This window comes from Ruegeria sp. PrR005, assembly GCF_010500245.1.
Classification (GTDB): Bacteria; Pseudomonadota; Alphaproteobacteria; order Rhodobacterales; family Rhodobacteraceae; genus Ruegeria_B; species Ruegeria_B marisflavi.
Genome location: NZ_JAAGOX010000011.1, coordinates 142,415 through 165,176 on the forward strand (window position 1 = coordinate 142,415; position 22,762 = coordinate 165,176).

A 22,762-nucleotide genomic window follows, 5' to 3' on the forward strand; every position below is an offset into this window, starting at 1 on the left:
GTTTTTGGAATAACTTCCAATATCTTACGCCCGGAACGGCAACACTAGAACCGCAGTACATGCGGAAAAATCATGACACATCCGTGTCCAACAAGGAGTGTAAAATGAAAATCAGAACCCTACTCATGGGTGCGATTGCCTGTACCGCATTGGCCCCGGCGGCCTTTGCAGAGCGCGGCAAGGACGGCAATGTCAGCATCATCTACTGGCAGGCACCCTCGATCCTGAACCCGTTCCTGTCGGGCGGCACCAAGGACGTTGAATCGGCGTCGCTGGTCATCGAACCGCTGGCCCGCTACGACGAAAATGGCGGCATGGTGCCCTTCCTGGCATCCGAGATTCCCACCGTCGAGAACGGCGGCGTCAGCGCCGATCTGACCTCGATCACCTGGAAGATCGCGCCCGGCATCAAGTGGTCGGACGGCAGCGCCTTTACCGCCCATGACGTGAAATTCACCGCCGACTACTGCATGCATCCCGAAGGCGGCTGCGCGCAGCTCACCAAGTTCGAGGGCGTGACCTCGGTCGAGGCGCTCGATGACATGACCGTCAAGGTCACCTTCGACAAGCCGACCCCGTTCCCCTATGGCCCGTTCGTGGGTGGCGAAAGCCCGATCATCCAGAAGGCCCAGTTCGAGAACTGCATGGGCGCCAAGGCCCCCGAATGCACCACCGAGAACTTTGGCCCGATCGGCACCGGCCCGTTTGTCGTCACCGAGTTCAAGCCGAACGACGTGATCACCATGAAGGCCAACGACAACTATCGTGACCCGAACAAGCCGGCCTTTGCCACGCTGACCTTCAAGGGTGGCGGCGATGCCACCGCGGCCGGTCGCGCCGTGATGGAAACCGGCGAGTTCGACTATGCCTGGAACCTGCAACTGGCACCCGAGGTGATCCAGCAGATGCAGGCCGGTGGCAAGGGTACCCCGGTCGCGGGCTTTGGTCCGCTGGTCGAGCGTATCATGCTGAACCAGACCAACCCCTCGCCCGACCTGCCCGAAGGCGAACGTTCGACCGCCAAGCATCCGCATCCCTTCCTTCAGGACCCGGCTGTCTACAAGGCAATGTCGATGGCCATCGACCGGCCGCTGCTGGTTGAGATCGGCTATGGTCAGGCCGGCAAGGTCACCTGCAACTGGGTTCCGGCGCCTGCTGCCGTGAACTCCGACACCTTCTCCTGCGACACCCAGGACATCGAAGGCGCCAAGAAGCTGCTGGATGATGCCGGCATCGTCGACAGCGATGGCGACGGCGTGCGCGAAAAGGATGGCGTGCCGCTGAAAGTGGTCTACCAGACCTCGACCAACGCCGTGCGTCAGGACTTCCAGGCCCTGATCAAGGAGTGGTGGGCCGAGATCGGTATCGAAAGCGAACTGCGCAACATCAACGCATCGGTGTTCTTCGGTGGTGACCCGGGCTCGCCCGACACCTTCCAGAAGTTCTATGCCGACGTGGAAATGTACGCCAACACCTTCAACGGCACCGACCCGCAGTCGTACCTGGCCAACGGCCTGTGCGACAAGGCGCCCAAGCCGGAAAGCCAGTGGCAGGGTGAGAACATCAGCCGCTTCTGCAACGAAGAGTACGACGCACTGCATGCCGAGCTGACCAAGACCGCCGGTGCCGATGCACGCGCGGAAATTGCCAAGCGCCTGAACGACATCATGGTCGAAAACGGCGGCATGATCCCGCTGGTGCACCGTGGCCGTCTGTCGGCTCATTCCAACACGCTGGGCGGCGTCGTCCTGAACGTGTGGGACAGCGAGCTGTGGAACGTAGCCGACTGGCACCGCATCAAGTAAGGCCAACACATTCCTGCCGCGTCCCGATCCATGATCGGGGCGCGGCAATTGGCATCTGACCCAACAAAAAGACTCGTAAACAAAGGCGCACCTGAATGCTGACCTTCACCATCCGTCGCTTGGTTCTCGCAATCCCGACGCTTTTGTTCATTAGTCTTGTGATCTTCCTGCTGCTGGAACTCGCCCCGGGCGACCCGATGGCACAGGTGCCGCTGACGGTTCCGCCCGAGGTCAAGGAAAAGATGCGCGAGGCGCTGGGTCTCGGCCAGCCGATGCATATCCGGTTCTGGAAATGGATCGTGCAGTTCTTCTGGATCGAGCCGCAGGTGCTGATCGACTATTACTTCGGCACATCCTTCTCCGAGGGCAAGCTGCGGGTGATCTCGTGGCAGACCCGCTCGCCGGTGATGGATATCGTGGTGCAGCGCATCCCGCAGACCCTTTGGGTGGTCGGCACCGCCTATGTGGTGGCCATCATCATCGCCCTGCCTATCGGCATCTATTCCGCCTACCGGCAATACAGCTGGTTCGACCAGCTCGGCACCTTTGTCTCGATGGTGGGCTTCTCGGTGCCGCCTTTCTTCTCGGGCGTGCTGGTGATCGTGATCTTCTCGGTACAGCTGGGCTGGTTCCCGTCGATCTATGACACCACCCATGTGGTCAACAGTTGGGACAGTTTCGTATATCAGCTCAAACAGATGATCATGCCGGTGATGGTGCTGGCGCTCCAGATCACCGCGCAGCTTTCCCGCTTCATGCGCGCCTCGATGCTGGACAACCTGAACCAGGACTATGTCCGCACCGCCCGCGCCAAAGGGCTCAGCGAATATGTCGTCGTGATGGTTCACGTGCTGCGGAACTCGATGATCCCGGTGGTGACCGTGATCGCGCTGGGCATCCCGTCGATCTTTGGCGGCGCCATCATCACCGAGCAGGTGTTCAAGGTGAACGGCATCGGCCAGCTGCTGATCGGCGCGCTCCAGGCCAATGACCTGCCGATGGTTCAGACCCTGACCTTTATCTTTGCCGTGCTGATCGTCCTCTTCAACCTGATCGCCGACGTTCTTTACGGCATCCTTGACCCGCGGATCCGCTATGACTGAGTTGAGCCAACCCCAACCCACCAAACCGCCGCGCAGCCAGTGGTTCGACGTGTGGGACCAGTTCAAGCACCACAAGGGTGCCATGATAGGGGCGACCCTGTTCTTCCTGATCGTGGCCGCTGTGTATCTTGGTCCTTACCTTTGGGATATCGACCCAACCAAGACCGCGATCCGGGAACGCAACCAAGGGCCCAGCCTGGCCCATCCCTTTGGCACCGATCAGCTGGGGCGCGACCTGCTGGCCCGGATGATGGCGGGCGGCGCGACCTCGGTTTCGGTGGGGATCACCGCGATGTTGCTGTCGTTGTTCCTCGGCTCGTTCGTGGGTGTCCTAGCCGGGTTTTTCCGCAAGCTCGACGGGCCGCTGATGCGCCTGACCGACCTGTTCCTCGCCCTGCCCCTGCTGCCGCTGCTGCTGGTCATGATGCTGCTGTTCCGCGAGCCGTTGAACGCGGCCTTCGGCCTGGAGCGGGGGATATTCATCCTTATCGTGTCGGCCATCGGCATTACCTCATGGATGCCCACCGCGCGGATCGTGCGCGGCGATGTGCTGGCGCTGAAAGAGCGTGAATTCGTGCTCGCGGCCCGCTCGATCGGCACCACGAACACGCGTCTGATCACTCGGCATATTCTGCCCAACGTGCTGTCGCCGATCATGGTGTCGGCCACGCTGGGCATCGCCACCGCGATCATCACCGAAAGCGCGCTCAGCTTCCTGGGCCTGGGCTTCCCGCCCGACTTCCCGACCTGGGGGCGGTTGTTGTTCGATGGCGTCGACTATCTGCAACAATTCCCCGAACGGGTGATCTGGCCCGGTATGGCGATCTCGCTGACCGTGCTCAGCGTCAACTATCTGGGCGATGGTCTGCGCGACGCGCTCGACCCGCGCATCCGGGGCCGCTGAGGCGAAAAAAGAACAAAGAACAGGCCGCTCCGATCAGGAGCGGCCTTTTTGTTTCGCCCAACCAGAATGGCCGGAATAGCATCTTCGATGCCCCCCTTCATTCAGGACAGTATCCCGCCCCTGAACACCAGAACACATTCGGATACTCTTGATTGTCACCGCTTACCGCTTCATCTGGGAAAATATTCTCAATTCCCCGTGAGGCTTCCATGTTCGAGTTCCTTGGTTTCGAAGAGACCACCGCAAAAGAGGTCAGCGTTCTTCTGGGCCTGACCCTGGGCGTCCTGTTTGGCCTCCTGGCCGAGCGGACGCGGTTCTGTTTCCGCCGCGCCGTAGTGGGCGAGGATGCGCGTCAGGCCGCCGGTGTCTGGTTCACCGCACTCGCCGTTGCGATCCTGGGTACTCAGGCCGCCGTGGCGGCCGAGCTGATCGGCTTTGCCGACCATCGCCTGCTCGCCTCGGACCTGCCGATTCTGGCGGTGGTGCTCGGCGGGCTGATGTTCGGCGCCGGCATGGTGCTGACACGCGGCTGCGTCTCGCGTCTGACCGTGCTGGGCGGCACCGGCAACCTGCGGGCGCTGACGGTGCTTTTGGTCTTTTCCGTGGTGGCCCATGCGATGCTCAAGGGCGTGCTGGCGCCGCTGCGCACCAGCCTTGGCGCTGTGACCGTCGATCTGGGCGAGACCGTATCGCTGGCCGCCCTGCCCGGTGGCGCGGCGCTCTGGACCGCCGCGCTGGCGCTGGCCGCGCTGCTGGTCGCCGCGCGCTCGGGCAATCGGGCGCTTCCCTTGCTGGGCGCGGCCCTGATCGGCCTGTTGGTGCCGCTGGGCTGGGTCGGCACCGGCTATGTCCTGTTTGACGAGTTCGACCCCATCGCGATGGAGAGCCTCTCCTTCACCGCCCCTGCCGCCGACACGCTGTTCTACACCATCGCCTCGACCTCGATCACCCCCGGTTTCGGCACCGGGCTGGTGGGCGGCGTGCTGCTGGGCGCGTTGGCCGCGGCGCTGCTCTTTGGCAGCTTCCGCTGGCAGAGCTTCGACAGCCCGCGCCAGACTGGTCGCTATCTGGCCGGGGCCGCGTTGATGGGCATGGGCGGCGTTCTGGCGGGCGGCTGTACCCTGGGCGCCGGTCTGGCCGGTGTCCCCACGCTCAGCCTTGCCGCAATCCTTGCGCTCGCCTCCGTCGCGCTCGGGGCCAGGCTGACCGATGCCTTTATTCGAGACGGCGCCGGATTCGCCGCACCGACCACCACACGCCCGCCACAACCGGCAGAGTGACGGCAGCGGTCAGCATCCCCTTGCTGACCCCCAAGCCAGTCAACGGATAGAGCAGGTACCCCGCCAGCGACACCGCGTAATAGCTGATCGCCACCACCGACAGCCCCTCGACCGTGTGTTGCAGCCGCAGGGCCATATCGGCGCGGCGGTCCATGCTCTCCAGCAGCGCCTGGTTCTGGGCGCTGCGTTCCACATCGACCCGGGTGCGCAGCAGGTCGCCTGCCCGGATCGCCCGGTCCGACAGCCGCTTCAACCGCTGTTCGGTGGATTTCACCGTCCGCATCGCGGGCTCGTACCGGCGCAGCATGAAATCGGCGAAAGTCTGGCGCCCGCCAAACCGCTCCTCTCGCAGCGACTGGATGCGCTGCCCGACAATCGCCTCATAAGCCCCGGTCGCGCCAAAGCGGAACTCGGACCGCGCCGCCATGGTTTCCAGCTCGGCCGAGGTCGACAGAAGCTGTGGCAACAGCTCCTCGGCCCGGTGGTTGTCATCTGACATCTCAACCGTCAGCTCGGTCAGCCGCGCGTCAAGCTGGCCCAGCTGCGGCGCCAGATCCTTGATCCGGGCAAACCCCAGCATCGACATCGCCTTATAGGTCTCGATCTCGCACAACCGCTGGATCACCCGCCCGATCCGGCGTTCGCCGGTCTCCGGTGCAACAAAGATGGCAAAGCGCATATGCCCCGCCGGGTCGATGCGAAAATCGCCCGCCGCGACCGCCGCACGATCCAGAACATGCGCCACGGCCAGGCTTTCGGGCACGAACCAGTCGGCCAGATGCTCGCGGATCTCATCCTCCGATGGCCTTTCGACCACCCGCACCAGCGCCGATGTCACCCGCTGCCCCGGTGCGGCATGCAGCCAATCGGGCGGAAACACCTCGAAATCCACCGGGTTGAACGCCCGCTCGCTGACCCCCGTGGCAAAGGCGGTATAGGTCACGAACTCGGTATGGCTTTCCCATTTCAGCCAATGCCGCCCGATCTGCCCGGCATAATGGGTCGCATCGGGCTGCGGGTGCGGCGCACCATGACGGTCCAGCAGGTCGATCAGATGCGCCCGGTCCAGGCTGCGGTCCCGTGCGGCGGCGACGCCCGGTTGCTTGATGGCCAGATAGGCAACGGTACAGGGCGCGTCCGAGACGGGAAAGGGGCGTGCATGCAACTCGTTGGCCAGCGCAAAGCGCAAGGGATGGTCCTGAATGGGCGTCATAGGGGGCTCCGGTTTCCGCGCACTATATCCGCTCACCGCTCCACGGCAAATATTTATTTATTTCAGTTGGTTACGGGATACTGTCGCATACATCCGGCCGTTCGGGCGCAAAACCCGCCACGCCGCGCAACCCAGAAACGAAAAAGGGGCGCCTGCATGGGCGCCCCTTAACCGAACTGTTTCAGTTAGATCAGTCGATCATCGGCAACAGCTTGTCCAGCGACTGCTTGGCGTCGCCATAGAACATGCGCGTGTTCTCCTTGTAGAACAGCGGGTTCTCGATGCCCGAATAGCCGGTGCCCTGCCCGCGTTTGGAGACAAACACCTGTTTCGCCTTCCAGCATTCCAGAACCGGCATGCCGGCGATGGGGCTGTTGGGGTCTTCCTGCGCGGCCGGGTTCACGATGTCGTTCGAACCGATCACGATGGCCACATCGGTATCGGGGAAGTCCTCGTTGATCTCGTCCATCTCCAGCACGATGTCATAAGGCACCTTGGCTTCAGCCAAGAGCACGTTCATGTGTCCGGGCAGACGACCCGCCACCGGGTGGATGGCGAACCGTACGTTCTTGCCCTTGGCGCGCAGCTTGCGGGTCAGTTCGCTGACCGATTGCTGCGCCTGCGCCACCGCCATGCCATAGCCGGGGATGATGACGACACTGTCGGCATCGTTCAGCGCCGCGGCCACGCCCTCGGCGTCGATGGCGATCTGTTCGCCCTCGACCTCCATCGCCGGGCCCGTAGTGCCGCCAAAGCCGCCCAGGATCACCGAGATGAACGAGCGGTTCATCGCCTTGCACATGATATAGGACAGGATCGCACCGCTTGAGCCCACCAGCGCGCCGACCACGATCAACAGGTCGTTGCCGAGGCTGAAACCGATGGCCGCCGCCGCCCAGCCCGAATAGCTGTTCAGCATCGACACCACCACCGGCATGTCGGCGCCGCCGATGCCCATGATCAGGTGATAGCCGATGAAGAAGGCCGCCAGCGTCATGATCAGGAGCGGCAGGAAACCACCCGAGTTGAAGTACCAGATCAGACAGATCAGCGACAGCGCCGCCGCACCGGCGTTCAGCATATGACCGCCCGGCAGCTTGGTCGCGGCCGAGGTGACCTTGCCCGCCAGCTTGCCATAGGCGACCACCGAACCGGTAAAGGTCACCGCCCCGATGAAGATGCCCAGGAACAGCTCGACCCGCAGAATGTTCTGCTCGACCGGGCTCTTATGCGCCAATAGCGCGGCAAAGCCTTCCAGACCGTGACGCGCCTCTTCGCTCATCGACAGGACATTGACCAGTTCGAAATGCGCGTTGAAGCCCACGAACACGGCGGCCAGACCGACTAGGCTGTGCATCGCGGCGACCAGCTGCGGCATCTCGGTCATCTGTACGCGCTTGGCGACATAAGTGCCGATGATGCCGCCCGCCGCGATCAGGACCAGCGACAGCAGCCACAGGCCCGCACCGGGGCCGATCAGCGTGGCGAAAACCGCCAGGCCCATACCGGCGATGCCGTACCAGACGGCGCGCTTGGCGCTTTCCTGGCCCGACAGGCCGCCCAGCGAAAGGATGAAGAGAACAGCCGCAACGACATAGGCGGCAGTGGTGAATCCGAATTCCATTGCCCGCTACTCCTTACGATTTCTGGAACATGGCGAGCATGCGCCGGGTGACGAGGAAGCCGCCGAAGATGTTGATCCCGGCCATGAAGACCGACAGACCGGCCAGCAGGATCACCAGGAACGACCCCGACCCGATCTGCATCAGCGCGCCCAGGATGATGATCGACGAAATGGCGTTGGTCACGGCCATCAGCGGCGTGTGCAGCGAGTGCGAGACGTTCCAGATCACCTGGAAGCCCACGAACACCGCCAGCACAAAGACGATGAAGTGCTGCATGAAGCTGGCCGGAGCGACAAGGCCCACCAGCAGCAGCAACAGACCGCCCACGGTCAGCAGCGTCACCTGGTTCTTGGTCTGCGCCTTGAAGGCCGCAACCTCCTGCGCGCGCTTCTCCTCGGGGGTCAGCTCTTTCGGCTTTTCCTTGGACTTGGCCGCAATCGCCTGAACCTTTGGCGGCGGCGGTGGGAAGGTGATGTCACCTTCAAACGTCACCGTGGCGCCCCGGATCACATCGTCTTCCATGTTGTGGTTGATCTGGCCGTCCTTTTCGGGGGTCAGATCGGTCATCATGTGACGGATGTTGGTGGCATAAAGCGTCGAGGCCTGCGCCGCCATGCGGCTGGGGAAATCGGTATAACCGATGATAGTGACGCCGTTCTCGGTGACAATCTTCTCGTCCTTGACGGTCAGCTTGCAGTTGCCGCCCTTTTCCGCCGCAAGGTCCACGATGACCGAGCCGGGCTTCATCGCCGCGACCATGTCCTCGGTCCACAGCTCCGGTGCCTCGCGGTTGGGGATCAGCGCGGTGGTGATGACGATGTCCATCTCAGGCGCCAGCTCGCGGAACTTGGCCAGCTGAGCGGCGGCGAATTCCGGGGACGAGACCGAGGCATAACCGCCGGTGGCCGCGCCATCCTGCTGCTCTTCCTCGAAATCGAGATAGACGAACTCGGCGCCCATCGACTCGACCTGTTCGGCCACTTCGGGCCGCACATCAAAGGCGTATGTGATCGCGCCCAGCGAGGTCGAGGTGCCGATAGCGGCCAGACCAGCCACACCGGCGCCGACGATCAGCACCTTGGCTGGCGGCACCTTGCCCGCCGCCGTCACCTGCCCGGTGAAGAAGCGGCCAAAGTTGTTGCCCGCCTCGATCACCGCGCGGTAGCCCGCGATATTGGCCATCGACGACAGCGCATCCATCTTCTGGGCACGGCTGATGCGCGGCACCATCTCCATGGCGATCACATTGGCGCCCTTGGACTTGGCCGCCGCCATCCCCTCTTCGTTCCCGGCCGGGTTGAAGAAAGAGATCAGCGTCTTGCCCTTACTCAGCCGCTTCAGCTCGGTCGCATCGGGCTGGCGTACCTTGGCGACGATATCGACCTCTTTCCACAGCGCCGCCGCGGTCTTGATGATCTGAACGCCCGCCGCCTCATACAGCGCGTCCGAGAAGCCGGCAGCCGCACCGGCCCCGCTCTCGATCGCACAGTCATAGCCCAGCTTCTGCAACTGCACAGCGGAATCCGGTGTCATCGCGACGCGGTTCTCGCCCTCGAAAATTTCCTTTGGTGTACCTATTTTCACCAGTCAGGTCCCCCTATTCGGCCCGGAGATCGGACGCGTCACGGTTAGGTTTGCAAAGCAAACATGTATCTTGCGCAATTTTATTTCGCAAGCGCAGCATGCGCGACGTTAGGTCCAGTCCTGTCATGTCCTATATCCAACGCCGCGTTTTCTGTTCGTATCGGGCAAAATCCGCCCGGAATTGCCGTCGGAGGCGATTTTCCTCTGGCACAATGAAGCGTTTTTCCAGCAGCCAGACAAAGACCGGCACCAGAACCAGCGAGAGCACCGCGTCGAGATGCAGAATCACACCGGTCAGAATCAGCACGTCACCCAGATAGATCGGGTTGCGGCTGCGCTTGTAGATGCCGCTCTGCACCATGGCCGAAGGCGCGCGATGGGGGATGATGGTGGTGCGGTGGCGGCGGAACTCGGCCGCCGCCAGCAACAAGAGCACCACCCCGCCCCCGATCAGCAGACCGGCGATCAGGTCGGCGAGGCCGCTGTCCAAAGACAGGCCAAATGAGAAATAGCGCTGCTGAACCCAGGCCACGCCAATGAAGGCCGCCAGCCATATCGGCGGCAGGTCAATGCGTTGCATGGCCGTTCCTTTCCGGGCATCCGCCCGAATATCCCCAAGCGTTCATGGCGCACCTCTACCCGGTTGCGACAGGATTTGCAAAAAAACCGACCATGCTGCGACAATAAGGGATGGGGCGGCGGCAGTCCTGCCACAGCCCAGGTCAATGTTCCCGTTTTTGTGCCATATCGGAACGATTGTTCCGCCCCTTACTCCCATTCCATCTCGGCAAAGACGCGGCCCGCATTCTTGGTCGCCAGTTCCTCGAACGTGTCCAGGTTGCGCCAGCGTTCCTGATCCACGTAATAGGCGCCCGCCAGGTCGCCGCCCTCTTCGATATGGGCGCCGATCTTTTCGCGCAGGTCGGTCAGATAGTCATAGGTATAGCGCCTCACCTGATCCAGGTTGGTCGGATGGCCATGGCCCGGGATCACATAGGTGGGGGCCAACGGCTCCATCTTGGTCTCCCAGGTCTCCAGCCAGCAACTGGTGCAGGTATGTTCAAAGATCGGCAGCATCCGCTCGTGAAAGGCGATGTCGCCCGCGATCAGGATCTTCCATTCGGGGATCCAGACCTGGATATCGCCCGGATCATGCGCCGGGCCCATATGCATCACCTCGATCGCCACACCGCCCAGTGTCAGGTCGTACCGATCCTCGAATGTCACATTCGCATGTTCCACCCGCGTGCCCTCGGCCCGGTCACCATTGTACCGCTCCATCCCCATCAGGATGAAATCGCCGTTCTGGGTGGTTTCCTCGACCGCGTCCACATGGGCCAGAACATCGACCCCCAGATCGCGCCAATAGCTGTTGCCCAGCATGGCATGGCCCTGCCCGTTCTCGTTGATGACCAGAACCACGGGCTGATCGGTGACCTTCTTGATCTCGTCATGCAAGGCGGCGGCCAGTCGGGCCGAGGCCCCGGCATTGATCACCACCACGCCCTCATCCGTCACGATAAAGGACAGGTTGTTGTTGTGCCCGGCATTCTCATAGGTCGGCGGCGCGGTGGCGCCGATGGCCGAAAACACATGCGGGATGACCTCGACCGGTTTCGAATAAAGTTCGGATTGCGGGTACTGATCGGCGATATCCTCGCTCGCTCCGGCGGCACCGGCCGCCAGAATAAACAACACTCCCGAAATTCTCTGCATGGCAATCTCCTCCGCATGATTCATTCATATTTGTGCATAAGACGAAACGGAACGATACGGAACGTCTTGTCACAGGGCTGCGCGGAATTAGTCTGACGTTAAAACAGGGAGAACGCACAATGAGCTTGCAGGGAAAACATGCGCTGGTCACCGGCGGCGGCACCGGGATCGGTCTGGCGATTGCCCGCGCGCTCGCGGATCAAGGGGCGGTCGTCACGATCACCGGACGGCGGGCCGAGGTGCTGGATCAGGTAGCAGGCGACCGGATGTTCGGACTTGCAATGGATGTGCGTCACGAAGAAGAGGTCGTCACCGGCATCGCCCGCGCAGTCGAAGCGCGCGGCCCGGTGCAGATCTGCGTCGCCAATGCCGGTATCGCGGTCGGCAGGACCCTGCAAAAGACCGATATGGATTTCTGGCGCGATATCATGGCGACCAATCTCGATGGTGCCTTTCTGACCATCCGCGAAAGCCTGCGCTCGATGCTGGAAACCGATTGGGGCCGGGTGATCTCCGTCGCCTCCATCGCCGGTTTGCGCGGCGCACCCGGCGCGGGCGCCTATTCCGCCTCGAAACACGGCATGATCGGTCTGACGCGAACCTATTCCGAGGAGTTCATGGGAACCCCCTATACGTTCAACGCGCTTTGCCCGGGTTATGTCGACACACCCATCGTCGAGCGCAACACCGCCTCTATCTCGCAGCGCACCGGCCTCGGGGCCGAGGACGCGTTGAAACTGATGGTGAACCAGAACCGCCACAAACGTCTCATCGAACCCGAAGAGGTCGCCGCAGCGGCCCTCTGGCTGGTCGGTCCGGGATCGCAAAGCATCAACGGCCAATGCATCGAAATCGCGGGCGGCCAGACCTGACCGGGTTATCAATTATTGTGATGCCGCGCATCGGATTCCCGATAGCAACCGGTGCGCGGCGGCCAAATGTACAAAGAAAACAAGGTCGCCGCAGGTTTGTACAAAACGGTCAATCCCCCTGCTGGCGGGTGTCCGATTTAAACAAAAGCTGGACTTGCGGCGGTACAAGACGTATCTCCTCACAAATATGCTTTAGGCTTAAAATATCTACGTGAGGCCACCATGACCGACTTTGCCGCCACCAAAGCGATGTTCGACCTGCCCGAGGGCGTCCTCTATCTCGACGGCAATTCCCTGGGCCCCCTGCCCAAAGCAGCCGCCGACAAGGTCAGCGACATGATGACCGCCGAATGGGGTCAGATGCTGATCACCGGCTGGAACAAGGCCGGATGGATGGCCCTGCCGACCGAGCTGGGCGACCGGATCGGCCGCCTCATCGGTGCGGAACCCGGCCATGTGGTGATGGGTGACACGCTTTCTATCAAGGTTTATCAAGCAGTTGCCTCGGCCCTGGAGCTGAACCCCGGACGCAGGGTGGTGCTCTCCGACAACGGCAACTTCCCCACCGATCTCTACATGGTCGACGGGTTGCTGCGCTCGCTGGGCGACGGATATGAGCTGCGCGTGGTCGACCCCGAAGCGGTCGAGGACGCCATCACCGAAGAGGTCGCGGTCCTGATGCTGACCGAGGTCGACTATCGCACCGGCCGCAAGCACGACATGAAAGCGCTGACCGCCAAGGCCCATGCCAAGGGCGTCCTGACAGTCTGGGACCTCGCCCATTCCGCCGGCGCCCTCCCCGTCGATCTGGCCGGTTGCAACGCCGATTTCGCGGTTGGCTGCACGTACAAATACCTCAACGGCGGCCCCGGCGCCCCCGCCTTCATCTATGTCGCGCCCCGTCACGCAGACACCGCGCGACCGGCGCTGTCCGGCTGGCTGGGGCACGCCGCACCGTTTGCCTTTGACCTCGATTACCGCCCGGGCTCGGGGATCGAGCGGATGCGGGTCGGCACCCCGCCAGTGATCCAGCTGACGGCGCTTTCCGCCGCGATGGACATCTGGGACATGGCGGAAATGGCAGATATCCGCAGAAAATCGGTTGAACTGACCGAACTTTTCATCGCCGAGGTCGAAGCCGCCTGTCCCGATCTGACGCTCGCCAGCCCTCGTGATGCCGACCTGCGCGGCAGCCAGGTCTCGTTCCGCTTTGCCGATGGCTATGCCGCGATGCAGGCCCTGATCGCACGCGGCGTGATCGGCGATTTCCGCGCGCCCGATATCATGCGGTTCGGCTTCACACCGCTGTACATCGACGAGGGCGATGTGCGCGCCGCTGTCGAAATCCTGGCCGACGTGATGAACAACCGCCTGTGGGACCGGCCTGAATACAAGGTCCGCGCCCGCGTCACCTAGGCCGTCAACCCCGCCGCGACCAGCGCCGCAAGTTGTGCGGCGCGCGCGGTATAGTGGGCGTAATCGGGCGCGGTCATCTTGATCCCCTTGAGAGCGGCGGCAATCGTCGCCGCGACCTCGGTCGGATCGCCGGACAAACGGATGCGGCCCGCATCGCTCTCGCGTTGCAACCAGTCGGCGTAGACCCGTTGCAGCCCGGCCTCTCCCGCCTCGACAACGTCAGGGGCGGTCGAAGTTCCTGCGTCGAGAAGCTCCATTCCATGTGGTGAGTTCAACAAGGCGGCCACACCTTCCCCCTGTGCGGCAACGGCCGCTTGCAACAGGGTTTCCACCGGTGCGTCGGCGTTCAACGCCGCGCTCAGGGCCTGTGTCTTGGTCGTGTAATGCATCTCGACAAGGCTGCGAAAGATCGCCTCTTTGTTCTTGTAATAAAGGTACACCGCCGGACGCGACATCTTTGCGCCGCGCGCTATGTCATCCATCGAGGTCTTGCGAAACCCATAGGTCGCAAAAACCTGCCAGGCCGACTCGAGGATCGCCTTTACCTTTGGATCAATATCCGCGTCTTTCATGTCCATGAACTGACAGAAGTTCCAGATTTTGTCAATTGACATTGTGACAAATCATGACCACTTTGTCATAACCGAAACTCAGAAACGAGGCGACCATGGCAACCTCCCTGACGATCAACGGCAAGGCACACGAGGTGGACCTGCCCGACGATGTTCCCCTGCTTTGGGTGCTTCGCGACGAGATTGGGCTGACCGGAACCAAGTTCGGTTGCGGCGTCGCCGCTTGTGGTGCCTGTACCGTTCATATCGACGGCGAGGCGGTGCGCAGTTGCCAGGTCGCGCTTGGCGATGTCTGGGGGTCGGTCACCACGATCGAAGGTCTGGGCAGCCCCGAGGCGATGACCGCGATTCAGCAGGCCTGGGTTGACCATCAAGTGGCGCAGTGCGGCTATTGCCAGTCTGGCCAGATCATGCAGGCCGCCGCTCTTTTGGCAGAGAACCCCGCCCCCAGCGACTCCGAGATCGACGAGGCCATGCAGGGCAACCTATGCCGCTGCGGAACATATCCACGCATTCGCGCCGCCATTCACTCGGCCGCCGACAAACTGAAGGAGGCCTGATCCATGGCAAGTATCGGCAAGATCGCCCGCCGCGCCTTTCTGATCGGATCGGCCGCCATCGTCGGTGGCGTGGCCTTTGGCGCCTATTACGTCTCGCGCCCCGCCCCCAACCCGTTGAAGCCCGGCCCGGGCGAGGCGGCGCTCAACCCCTTTGTGCTGATCGACCAGCAGGGCGTCACGCTGTTTGCCCCGCGCGCCGAGATGGGACAGGGGGTGATGACCACCTGGGTCGCGTTGATCGCAGAAGAGCTGGACGTGATCCCCGATCAGGTGCGCGTGCTGCACGGCCCGGCGGCGGCGGCCTATTACAACAGCGCCCTGATGGGCGATGCCCTGCCCGGCAAGGGCTATGACACCTCGAATTTCCAGCACAGCCTGGGCGAGGCGCTGGGAGTGATCGGCAAGGTGCTGAGCCTTCAGGTCACCGGCGGCTCGACCTCGATGAAAGACGGGTTCGTGCGGATGCGCGAGGCCGGCGCCAGTGCCCGCGAGACCCTGAAACAGGCCGCTGCCAACCGGCTGGGCGTGGCGCGCGATACCCTGCGGACCGAGGCGGGCGCGGTAATCGCCCCCGATGGCCACCGCATCCCCTATCCCGATCTGGCCGAGGACGCGGCCAAGCTGGACCCGGTCGAGGCGCCGCTGCGCGACCCGTCCGAGTGGCGCTATCTGGGCCGTACCCTGCCCCGGCTCGACATGGTGGCCAAATCCACCGGCACCGCCGAGTTTGGTGTCGATGTGCGCCTGCCGGGGATGAAATTCGCAAGCGTGTGGATGAACCCCAATCTGGGCGGCGGCATGAAAGGCTTTGACGATAGCGCGGCCCGCGCGATGCCCGGGGTGGAAAAGGTGGTCGATCTGGGCAGCGGCGTCGCGGTCATTGCCTCCAATACCTGGCTGGCGATGCAGGCGGTCGAGGCGATCGCGGTCGAGTGGGAGGCCGCACCCTATCCCCCCGAAACCGATGCCATCTTTGCGCAGATCGCCCGCGCCTTTGACGACGGCCCCAACTCGACCATGCGCGACGACGGCGATGTCACCACCCTGCCCGAGGGCGCGACGGTGATCGAGGCCGAGTACAGCGCCCCCTATCTGGCCCATGCGACGATGGAGCCGATGAACGGCACCGCGCTTTACACCGGCAACCGGGTGGAATTCTGGGGCGGCAACCAGGCGCCGACGATCATGCAAAGCAAGATCGCCGAGACCGCAGGCCTCGAGACCGAGGCAGTCGAGGTGCACACCACCTATCTGGGCGGCGGTTTTGGCCGCCGGGCCGAGTTTGATTTCGGCGTGATCGCCACCCGCGTCGCGATGGCCCTGCCCGGCGTGCCGGTGCAGACCACCTGGAGCCGCGAAGAGGATATGCGCCACGATTTCTACCGCCCCGGCGCGCTGGCCCGGATGCGCGGCGCGGTCAAGGATGGCAAAGCGGTGATGATCGACGGGCGGCTGGCCACACAGTCGCCCTCGCGCCAGGCGATGGAACGGGTCACAGGCATGCCCGGCGCCGGTCCCGACAAGGTGCTGGTCGAGGGCTTCTTCAACCAGCCCTATGCGGTGCCCAATTACCGGATCAGCGGCCATATCGCCGATCTGGCCGTTCCGGTCGGCTTCTGGCGCTCGGTCGGGAACAGCCATAACGGCTTCTTCCACGAGACCTTCGTCGACGAGATGGCCCATGCGGCGGGCCGCGACCCGCTGGAGTTCCGGCTGGAGCTGATGCGCGCCGAACACGCGCCCTCGGCCGGGTGCCTGGACGCGGTGCGCGAAATGTCGGGCTGGACCGGCAAGACACCCGAGGGGGTCGGACGCGGCGTTGCCTTTACCTACAGCTTCGGGACCTCGGTGGCGCAGGTGATCGAAGTAGTGGACGAGGGCGGCACCATCCGCATCGCCCGGGCCTGGATCGCCTGCGATATCGGTCTGGCGCTCGACCCCGAGACGGTCAAGGCACAGATGTTCGGTGGCATGGTCTATGGCCTGTCGGCAGCAGCGTATGGCAAGATCACCTTTGCCGGTGGCGCGGTGGAACAGGGCAATTTTCCCGAATACGACGCCCTGCGCATGCACAACGCACCGCAGGTCGAGGTTCGCGTTCTGGAAACAAACCGCCATATGGGCGGCGCGGGCGAACCCGGCACGCCACCCGCGATGCCCGCCCTTGGCAACGCCTTGTTCGATCTGACCGGCAAACGGGTGCGCAGCATGCCGTTTTCGGAGCATTTCAACCTGCTGGTCTGAACCGGCGCCCGGCCCGCATCCCACTGGACGCGGGTCGGTTTTACCATAATTTTACCCAAATTTGTTTCCAGATCGGACAAAATCCGACCCCGGATTTGCCACGCCTCCTCTCTATTCCGGACCATGGCGGCAAAAGCTTTGGCTGTGCTGCCGCAGGAACAAGGAATAGGCGGCGCCGCGCCGCGATTGAGGTGAACACATGCCCAGCGGTTATCTCGTCACGCTCGGTGCCGATCAGGATCTTTCGCTTGCCGCCAGCATTGGTGGCGCGCTGGTCAGCTTTACCACTGCCGAGTCGCTGGGTGCCGGACAATGGGCCTGGACCGGCGACTATGCCGGAACCCCGTATTATAACGAGCTTGAACCGGGCCAGTATTACCTGGCCACCAATGGCAACGTCTATTTCGTTCCCGATCTGGGACCGGTCAGTAACCTTACCGAGGGGACGGCCACCGCTGCCCCGTTTTTCTCACCCGAGAACAAGGTCCAGGGCACGAATGCTGCCGACAACATGGATAGCGGGTTTGTCGATCGCAACGGCAACTCGATCGACAGCGGCGACGGGTCCGACCCGGATGGCAACAATGACGAGGTTTACGGCCTCGGTGGCAACGACACCATCCAGTCGGGCCTGGGCGCGGACACGGTCTATGGCGGGTCAGGCGACGATCTGATCGACGGCGGCGAGGGCGACGATGTTCTTTATGGCGACGGCCCTACCCCCGCGACCGAGGCGCTGAACTGGTTCGCCGAAGGTGCCGATGGCACCAACCTGGCGGGTGGGTTTACCCAGACCACCGGCCAGATGAACGTGTCGGTCTCGTTCATCAACAACGGCAACAACAACCCGCTGTTCCGGGTTGAGACCAGCGACCAGATCTATGTCGCAGGCGGTGAGGATTTCAACGATCGCTCCTCGCTCTACCTCTATGGCAATGGCGACGGCGCCACCTCGACCACCCGCATCGACTTTGCCGCCAATGCCAATTACGACGTCCAGGACGAGGTCGAGGATGTGGTGTTCCGCATCAACGATGTCGACTGGGGATCGGGCAACCACCGCGATGTCATCACGGTCAATGCCTACGACGCCGATGGCAACCCGGTCGCGGTCACCTTGACCCCCACCCCCACCGGCACCGGGGCGGACACCGTTTCGGGCAACACGGTCACCGCAGGCAGCCTGGCCGACAGCCCCAACAGCGCCACCGGCTCTGTCCTGGTCGAGGTGGCGGGACCGGTGCAGTCCATCGAGATCATCTACTCCAACGCGTTGTCGGGCACTCAGGCGATCTGGGTCAGCGACGTCTATTTCACCCCGCTCGCAGCACCGGGTGGCAATGACACCATTGATGGCGGCCTGGGCAATGACACCCTTGCGGGTCAGGCGGGCGACGACCTGCTCGATGGCGGCGAAGGCGCGGACCAGGTGCTGGGAGGAGCCGGTAACGACACCGTCGCCGCGGCCCAGGGCGACTCGGTCGACGGTGGTGATGGCGACGACCTCTTTGTCCTCACCGATCTGGGCGAGGCTGGCAGCGGCACGATCACAATCGTCGGGGGCGAGGGTAATGAGACCGATGGCGACACGCTCGACCTCAATGGCATCGCCGACCGCAACACGCTGAACCTGACCAGCAACGTGCCTGGCGAACTGGCCGGCACGGTCGAACTGACCGACGGCACGCTGGTCACGTTCTCCAATATCGAGAACATCATCTGTTTCACTCCCGGCACCCTGATCACCACCGCGCAGGGGCCGCGCCCCATCGAAACATTGCGTCTGGGCGACCTGATCGTAACTCGTGACAACGGGCTGCAACCCTTGCGCTGGATAGGAAGCCGCAACGTCGCCGCCCATGGCAAACACGCGCCGATCCGTCTGGATCCGATTCTTTTGCAGGGCGCAACTGCGCCCTTGCTGGTCTCACCGCAACACCGGCTGCTCTGGTCCGGGTCGCGGGCCCAGATGTATTTCGGCGAACCCGAAGTTCTGGTCGCGGCCAGTCACCTGCTTGAAAACCCGGCCGCCACCCGGATCGAGGGCGGTCAGGTGACTTACATTCACCTGATGCTGGACCGGCACGAGATCATTTATGCCAACGCCGCCGCCACCGAAAGTTTTTATCCCGGCGACGAAGGTCTCTCGGCCCTCAGCGATTGCGCCCGTGAAGAGATGTTCTATCTGTTTCCGGAATTGCGCAGCCACAAGGGTGCATTCGGCGCAACCGCCCGGCCCTGCCTCAAGGCGCACGAAGCGCGCATTTTGGCCGCCTGATCTCGTGTTTTACGCAGACTTCTGCATGACGGGTCTGGACCGGCCATCGGCCCAGGCGCGCACCGCGTCACCAAATGCCGTGAACAGCGGCCGCGACACCGGGTCGTTCGCGGCATCCCACTCGGGATGCCATTGAACCGACAGAGTAAAGCCCGGCGCGTCCTTGACATAGATCGCCTCGGGGGTTCCGTCGGGCGCCACACCATCGACAACCACGCGGCAGCCCGGGCACTTGATCCCCTGGCCATGCAGGGTGTTCGTCATAACCTCGCTGGCGCCGAAAAGACGGTGGAAAACACCCCCCTCGTTGACAGTGACCACATGTCGAAGGGCGAACTTCTCCTCCAGCGTGCCATCCGGAGGCATCCGGTGGTTCATCCGCCCGGGCAGGTCGCGGATCTCCGGGTGCAATGTCCCGCCCAGCGCGACATTGACTTCCTGAAAGCCACGGCAGATGCCCAGAAAGGGTTGCCCGCGATCGACACAGGCCCGCACCAGCGGCAAGACAATGGCGTCCCGTGCCCGATCGAACTGCCCGTGCGCCTCGGTCTCATCCTCGCCATATTCCTCGGGGTGCACGTTTGGCCGCCCCCCGGTCAGCAGGAAGCCGTCGCAGGTTTCCAGCAACTCCTCCACCGAGACAAACCGGGGATCCGCCGGGATCAGCAGCGGCAGGCAGCCCGCCACATTCGCCACGGCATCCGAATTCATAGTCCCGCCAGCATGGGTCGGATATTGGTCGTTGATGAGATAGGAATTCCCGATGATCCCGACGACAGGCCGCGCCATGTTTCCCCTCTTGTCACATGCCTGATACAAAGGTTATCCCGCTGTCCGGCAGCCCGCAACAGCAACAGCAGGCCCACAGGGGCGCAACCCCCTGTTCAAATGCGCACAATCGCAGCGTTGCCTCAGATTTCACCAGCAAGCCCGGCGGCCTCTATTCCCGCCATCGCGGCAATCGCGTCATTGTCCGAGGTATCGCCGGTCACGCCCACCGCCCCGATCACCGCGCCCTTCTTGTCCCGCACCAGCACTCCGCCCGGGACCGGGATCACCTTGCCGCCATAGACCCCGTTGACCGCCGCCATGAAATAGGCCTGCGCCTCTGCCCGCGCCATCTGCGCGGTTCCCGCCATGCCCAGCATGACCGCCCCATAAGCCTTGCCCTGGGCAATACCGAACCGTCCCGGCGCCGCGCCGTCCTCGCGCTCGAATGCGATCACATGACCGCCCGCATCCAGCACCACCACCGACAGCGGTTTGAGCTGCATTTCCCGGCCCTTCTCCAGCGCCTTGCGGATGATCACCCGCGCGCGCCGCAAGCTGACTGCCATCTTTCTGCTCCCTGTTTCTTTCTGGTTGAAAATACTCTCGGGGGAGCGCGAGGGGGCAGACAGCCCCCTCGCTCCCGCATTCTCAATCACGCACCAAGGCTGGCCTTCAGCTCAAGCCGCCGCGCATGCAGCACCGGCTCGGTATAGCCCGAAGGCTGCACCCGCCCCTTGAACACCAGATCGCAGGCCGCCTGAAAGGCGATGCCGTCAAACCCCGGCGCCATCGGGCGATAGGCCGGATCACTGGCGTTCTGGCCATCCACCACCTCGGCCATCTTGCGCATGGCCGCCATCACCTCTTGCGCGTCCACAACCCCATGATGCAGCCAGTTGGCGATGTGCTGGGCCGATATACGGCAGGTGGCGCGGTCCTCCATCAGGCCCACATCATTGATGTCAGGCACCTTGGAACAGCCCACGCCCTGATCGACCCACCGCACGACATAGCCCAGGATGCCCTGCGCATTGTTCTCGACCTCGCGGCGGATCTGCTCGGGCGACCATTTGCGGAAACTGGCCAGGGGGATTTCCAGGATCCCGTCCACATGCGCCCGCCGCCCACCGGCCTTGAGCGCCTTTTGCACCGCAAAGACATCGACCTTGTGATAATGCAGCGCATGCAGGGTGGCGGCCGTCGGGCTAGGCACCCATGCGCAGTTGGCACCCGCCTTGGGGTGTTCGATCTTGGTCTCGATCATCGCCGCCATCTTGTCGGGCATGGCCCACATGCCCTTGCCGATCTGGGCCTTGCCCGAAAGGCCGCATTCCAGACCGACATCGACATTGAGGTTCTCATAGGCGGTGATCCAGGACTTGCGTTTGATGAAATCCTTGCGGCTGAACGGCCCTGCCTCCATCGAGGTATGGATCTCGTCGCCGGTGCGGTCAAGGAAGCCCGTGTTGATGAAGCAGACCCGCGATTTGGCGGCGCGGATACATTCCTTGAGATTGACGCTGGTGCGCCGCTCCTCGTCCATGATGCCGATCTTGACCGTGTCGCGCGGCAGGCCGAGAATATCCTCGACCATGTCGAAGATCTCGACGGCAAAACCCACCTCTTCCGGCCCGTGCATCTTGGGCTTGACCACATAGACCGAACCCGCGACCGAGTTGCCGCCATCACGTTTCAGGTCATGCATGGCGATCAAAGTGGTACAGAGGGCGTCCATCAGACCCTCTCCGATTTCGCCACCTTCACCGTCCAGAACCGCTGGGTTGGTCATCAGGTGACCGACATTGCGAACCAGCATCAGCGCCCGGCCCTTGACTGTCAGGTCGGAACCGTCCGGCGCGGTATAGCTGCGGTCGGCATTGAGGGCGCGGGTAAAGGTTCCGCCGCCCTTGCTCACCTCCTCGGTCAGGTCGCCGCGCATCAGGCCCAGCCAGTTGGAATAGGCCAGCACCTTATCCTCGGCATCGACGCAGGCGACCGAATCCTCGCAATCCATAATCGCCGATACGGCGCTTTCCATGACCACATCCGCCAGTCCGGCCTGATCGCGACTGCCTACGGGATGCGTGCGGTCGAACACCAGTTCCACATGCAGACCGTTGTTGCGCAGCAAGACTGCCGATGGCGCCTTGTGATGACCGCGGAAGCCGACAAATTTCTCAGGATTCGCCAAAGGCTGGTCATCAACCAGAAGCGCCCCGTCATGCACGTGGTAACGTCGCGCGTCGGCGTGGCTGGTCCCCTTGATTGGAAACGCCTCGTCCAGGAACACCCGCGCCCGTGCCACAACCCTTGCGCCGCGACCCCGGTCGTATCCGCCGGCCGGGGCCGCCCCCCCCATGGCATCGGTGCCGTAGAATGCGTCGTACAGGCTGCCCCAGCGGGCATTGGCCGCGTTCAGCGCATAGCGCGCGTTGGTTATTGGCACCACTAGCTGCGGGCCAGGAACGGTTGCGATCTCGGGGTCGACATTCGCGGTTTCGATCTCGAAGGCCTCGCCCTCGGGCAAGAGATAGCCGATCTCACTCAGAAACGCCTTATAGGCCTCATGGTCGTGCGGCTGATCGCGATGCGCGATATGCCATGCATCGATGCGGGCCTGAAGATCCTCGCGTTTGGCCAGGAGCGCCCGGTTCTTCGGCCCCAGTTCGGCCACCATCCGCGCCAGACCTGTCCAAAAGGTCTCCGCCGTCACACCGGTTCCAGGCAATGCCTTATCTTCCACAAAAGCGGCCAGTTCCCCCGCCACCTGCAACCCGCTCCGATCAACCCTGCCCGCCATGCGCAGCCCTCCAGCCTCA

Annotated in this window: 18 protein-coding genes; 9 read left to right on the plus strand and 9 right to left on the minus strand. The window is 63.1% G+C overall.

From position 1 onward, the window contains the following. The first annotated feature begins 104 nt into the window (after nt 1–104). The 4 genes from G0P99_RS07255 to G0P99_RS07270 all read left to right on the plus strand — a co-directional run bounded on the left by G0P99_RS07255 (nt 105) and on the right by G0P99_RS07270 (nt 5,092). Nucleotides 105–1,805 (plus strand): peptide ABC transporter substrate-binding protein, encoded by a 1,701-nt coding sequence (locus tag G0P99_RS07255; RefSeq protein ID WP_164128719.1) that lies wholly within the window; start codon nt 105–107, stop codon nt 1,803–1,805. A 95-nt stretch (nt 1,806–1,900) separates the two neighbouring features. Next, on the plus strand, nt 1,901–2,908 hold the full coding sequence (locus tag G0P99_RS07260) for an ABC transporter permease (RefSeq protein ID WP_164128720.1): 1,008 nt from the start codon (nt 1,901–1,903) through the stop codon (nt 2,906–2,908). Then, on the plus strand, nt 2,901–3,812 hold the full coding sequence (locus G0P99_RS07265; protein ID WP_164128721.1) for an ABC transporter permease: 912 nt from the start codon (nt 2,901–2,903) through the stop codon (nt 3,810–3,812). The genes G0P99_RS07260 and G0P99_RS07265 overlap by 8 nt, the downstream gene beginning before the upstream one ends. Before the next feature lie 209 nt (nt 3,813–4,021). After that, the gene (locus G0P99_RS07270) at nt 4,022–5,092 is read left to right on the plus strand and encodes a YeeE/YedE family protein (protein ID WP_164128722.1); all 1,071 of its coding nucleotides are present in this window, start codon (nt 4,022–4,024) and stop codon (nt 5,090–5,092) included. Here the strand turns inward: G0P99_RS07270 and G0P99_RS07275 are convergent. From G0P99_RS07275 to G0P99_RS07295, 5 genes are all read right to left on the minus strand, one after another. Further along, nucleotides 5,028–6,305, minus strand: a complete 1,278-nt coding sequence (locus tag G0P99_RS07275; protein WP_164128723.1) for a DUF3422 family protein — start codon at nt 6,303–6,305, stop codon at nt 5,028–5,030. The two genes, G0P99_RS07270 and G0P99_RS07275, sit on opposite strands and share 65 nt — an antisense overlap. 190 nt (nt 6,306–6,495) lie before the next feature. Further along, nucleotides 6,496–7,929: an NAD(P)(+) transhydrogenase (Re/Si-specific) subunit beta gene (locus G0P99_RS07280; RefSeq protein WP_164128724.1), complete on the minus strand. Its 1,434-nt coding sequence runs from the start codon at nt 7,927–7,929 to the stop codon at nt 6,496–6,498. A gap of 13 nt (nt 7,930–7,942) precedes the next feature. After that, nucleotides 7,943–9,514, minus strand: a complete 1,572-nt coding sequence (locus G0P99_RS07285) for a Re/Si-specific NAD(P)(+) transhydrogenase subunit alpha (protein ID WP_164128725.1) — start codon at nt 9,512–9,514, stop codon at nt 7,943–7,945. A gap of 130 nt (nt 9,515–9,644) precedes the next feature. Beyond that, nucleotides 9,645–10,094, minus strand: coding sequence for an isoprenylcysteine carboxylmethyltransferase family protein (locus tag G0P99_RS07290; protein WP_164128726.1), 450 nt, complete (start codon nt 10,092–10,094; stop codon nt 9,645–9,647). Between the two features lie 188 nt (nt 10,095–10,282). After that, nucleotides 10,283–11,230, minus strand: a complete 948-nt coding sequence (locus G0P99_RS07295) for an MBL fold metallo-hydrolase (RefSeq protein ID WP_164128727.1) — start codon at nt 11,228–11,230, stop codon at nt 10,283–10,285. Nucleotides 11,231–11,349: 119 nt separating this feature from the next. On the opposite strand from G0P99_RS07295, the gene G0P99_RS07300 reads away from it, so the two are divergent. Next, on the plus strand, nt 11,350–12,102 hold the full coding sequence (locus tag G0P99_RS07300; protein WP_164128728.1) for an SDR family NAD(P)-dependent oxidoreductase: 753 nt from the start codon (nt 11,350–11,352) through the stop codon (nt 12,100–12,102). A 222-nt stretch (nt 12,103–12,324) separates the two neighbouring features. Continuing rightward, nucleotides 12,325–13,518, plus strand: coding sequence for a kynureninase (kynU, locus tag G0P99_RS07305; RefSeq protein WP_164128729.1), 1,194 nt, complete (start codon nt 12,325–12,327; stop codon nt 13,516–13,518). On the opposite strand, the gene G0P99_RS07310 is transcribed toward kynU, so the two are convergent. Next, nucleotides 13,515–14,132 (minus strand): TetR/AcrR family transcriptional regulator, encoded by a 618-nt coding sequence (locus tag G0P99_RS07310; RefSeq protein WP_239059721.1) that lies wholly within the window; start codon nt 14,130–14,132, stop codon nt 13,515–13,517. The two genes, kynU and G0P99_RS07310, sit on opposite strands and share 4 nt — an antisense overlap. A 53-nt stretch (nt 14,133–14,185) precedes the next feature. Here G0P99_RS07310 and G0P99_RS07315 point away from each other — a divergent pair, with 53 nt between their 5' ends. From G0P99_RS07315 to G0P99_RS07325, 3 genes are all read left to right on the plus strand, one after another. Continuing rightward, a complete protein-coding gene (locus tag G0P99_RS07315; RefSeq protein ID WP_164128730.1) occupies nt 14,186–14,650 on the plus strand; it encodes a (2Fe-2S)-binding protein in 465 nt (154 codons plus the stop codon). Between the two features lie 3 nt (nt 14,651–14,653). Continuing rightward, the gene (locus G0P99_RS07320) at nt 14,654–16,894 is read left to right on the plus strand and encodes a xanthine dehydrogenase family protein molybdopterin-binding subunit (protein ID WP_164128731.1); all 2,241 of its coding nucleotides are present in this window, start codon (nt 14,654–14,656) and stop codon (nt 16,892–16,894) included. Nucleotides 16,895–17,093: 199 nt separating this feature from the next. Continuing rightward, entirely contained in the window at nt 17,094–19,172 is a 2,079-nt protein-coding gene (locus tag G0P99_RS07325) for a Hint domain-containing protein (protein WP_164128732.1), read from the plus strand. Between the two features lie 9 nt (nt 19,173–19,181). Here G0P99_RS07325 and G0P99_RS07330 read toward each other — a convergent pair whose 3' ends face one another. From G0P99_RS07330 to G0P99_RS07340, 3 genes are all read right to left on the minus strand, one after another. Continuing rightward, nucleotides 19,182–19,961: a gamma-glutamyl-gamma-aminobutyrate hydrolase family protein gene (locus tag G0P99_RS07330; protein ID WP_164128733.1), complete on the minus strand. Its 780-nt coding sequence runs from the start codon at nt 19,959–19,961 to the stop codon at nt 19,182–19,184. Nucleotides 19,962–20,083: 122 nt separating this feature from the next. Continuing rightward, nucleotides 20,084–20,509, minus strand: coding sequence for a heme-binding protein (locus tag G0P99_RS07335; RefSeq protein WP_164128734.1), 426 nt, complete (start codon nt 20,507–20,509; stop codon nt 20,084–20,086). An 86-nt stretch (nt 20,510–20,595) separates the two neighbouring features. Beyond that, nucleotides 20,596–22,743 (minus strand): malate synthase G, encoded by a 2,148-nt coding sequence (locus tag G0P99_RS07340; protein ID WP_164128735.1) that lies wholly within the window; start codon nt 22,741–22,743, stop codon nt 20,596–20,598. Between the last annotated feature and the right edge of the window lie 19 nt (nt 22,744–22,762).

Excerpts from the sequence above, each read along its gene's own strand:
- G0P99_RS07270 (WP_164128722.1), top strand. The coding sequence starts at position 4,022 with ATGTTCGAGTTCCTTGGTTTCGAAGAGACCACCGCAAAAGAGGTCAGC.
- G0P99_RS07325 (WP_164128732.1), top strand. The coding sequence starts at position 17,094 with ATGCCCAGCGGTTATCTCGTCACGCTCGGTGCCGATCAGGATCTTTCG.
- G0P99_RS07335 (WP_164128734.1), bottom strand. The coding sequence starts at position 20,509 with ATGGCAGTCAGCTTGCGGCGCGCGCGGGTGATCATCCGCAAGGCGCTG.
- G0P99_RS07280 (WP_164128724.1), bottom strand. The coding sequence starts at position 7,929 with ATGGAATTCGGATTCACCACTGCCGCCTATGTCGTTGCGGCTGTTCTC.
- G0P99_RS07300 (WP_164128728.1), top strand. The coding sequence starts at position 11,350 with ATGAGCTTGCAGGGAAAACATGCGCTGGTCACCGGCGGCGGCACCGGG.
- G0P99_RS07255 (WP_164128719.1), top strand. The coding sequence starts at position 105 with ATGAAAATCAGAACCCTACTCATGGGTGCGATTGCCTGTACCGCATTG.
- G0P99_RS07275 (WP_164128723.1), bottom strand. The coding sequence starts at position 6,305 with ATGACGCCCATTCAGGACCATCCCTTGCGCTTTGCGCTGGCCAACGAG.
- G0P99_RS07340 (WP_164128735.1), bottom strand. The coding sequence starts at position 22,743 with ATGGCGGGCAGGGTTGATCGGAGCGGGTTGCAGGTGGCGGGGGAACTG.
- G0P99_RS07315 (WP_164128730.1), top strand. The coding sequence starts at position 14,186 with ATGGCAACCTCCCTGACGATCAACGGCAAGGCACACGAGGTGGACCTG.
- kynU (WP_164128729.1), top strand. The coding sequence starts at position 12,325 with ATGACCGACTTTGCCGCCACCAAAGCGATGTTCGACCTGCCCGAGGGC.
- G0P99_RS07310 (WP_239059721.1), bottom strand. The coding sequence starts at position 14,132 with ATGTCAATTGACAAAATCTGGAACTTCTGTCAGTTCATGGACATGAAA.
- G0P99_RS07330 (WP_164128733.1), bottom strand. The coding sequence starts at position 19,961 with ATGGCGCGGCCTGTCGTCGGGATCATCGGGAATTCCTATCTCATCAAC.
- G0P99_RS07320 (WP_164128731.1), top strand. The coding sequence starts at position 14,654 with ATGGCAAGTATCGGCAAGATCGCCCGCCGCGCCTTTCTGATCGGATCG.
- G0P99_RS07295 (WP_164128727.1), bottom strand. The coding sequence starts at position 11,230 with ATGCAGAGAATTTCGGGAGTGTTGTTTATTCTGGCGGCCGGTGCCGCC.
- G0P99_RS07290 (WP_164128726.1), bottom strand. The coding sequence starts at position 10,094 with ATGCAACGCATTGACCTGCCGCCGATATGGCTGGCGGCCTTCATTGGC.
- G0P99_RS07265 (WP_164128721.1), top strand. The coding sequence starts at position 2,901 with ATGACTGAGTTGAGCCAACCCCAACCCACCAAACCGCCGCGCAGCCAG.
- G0P99_RS07260 (WP_164128720.1), top strand. The coding sequence starts at position 1,901 with ATGCTGACCTTCACCATCCGTCGCTTGGTTCTCGCAATCCCGACGCTT.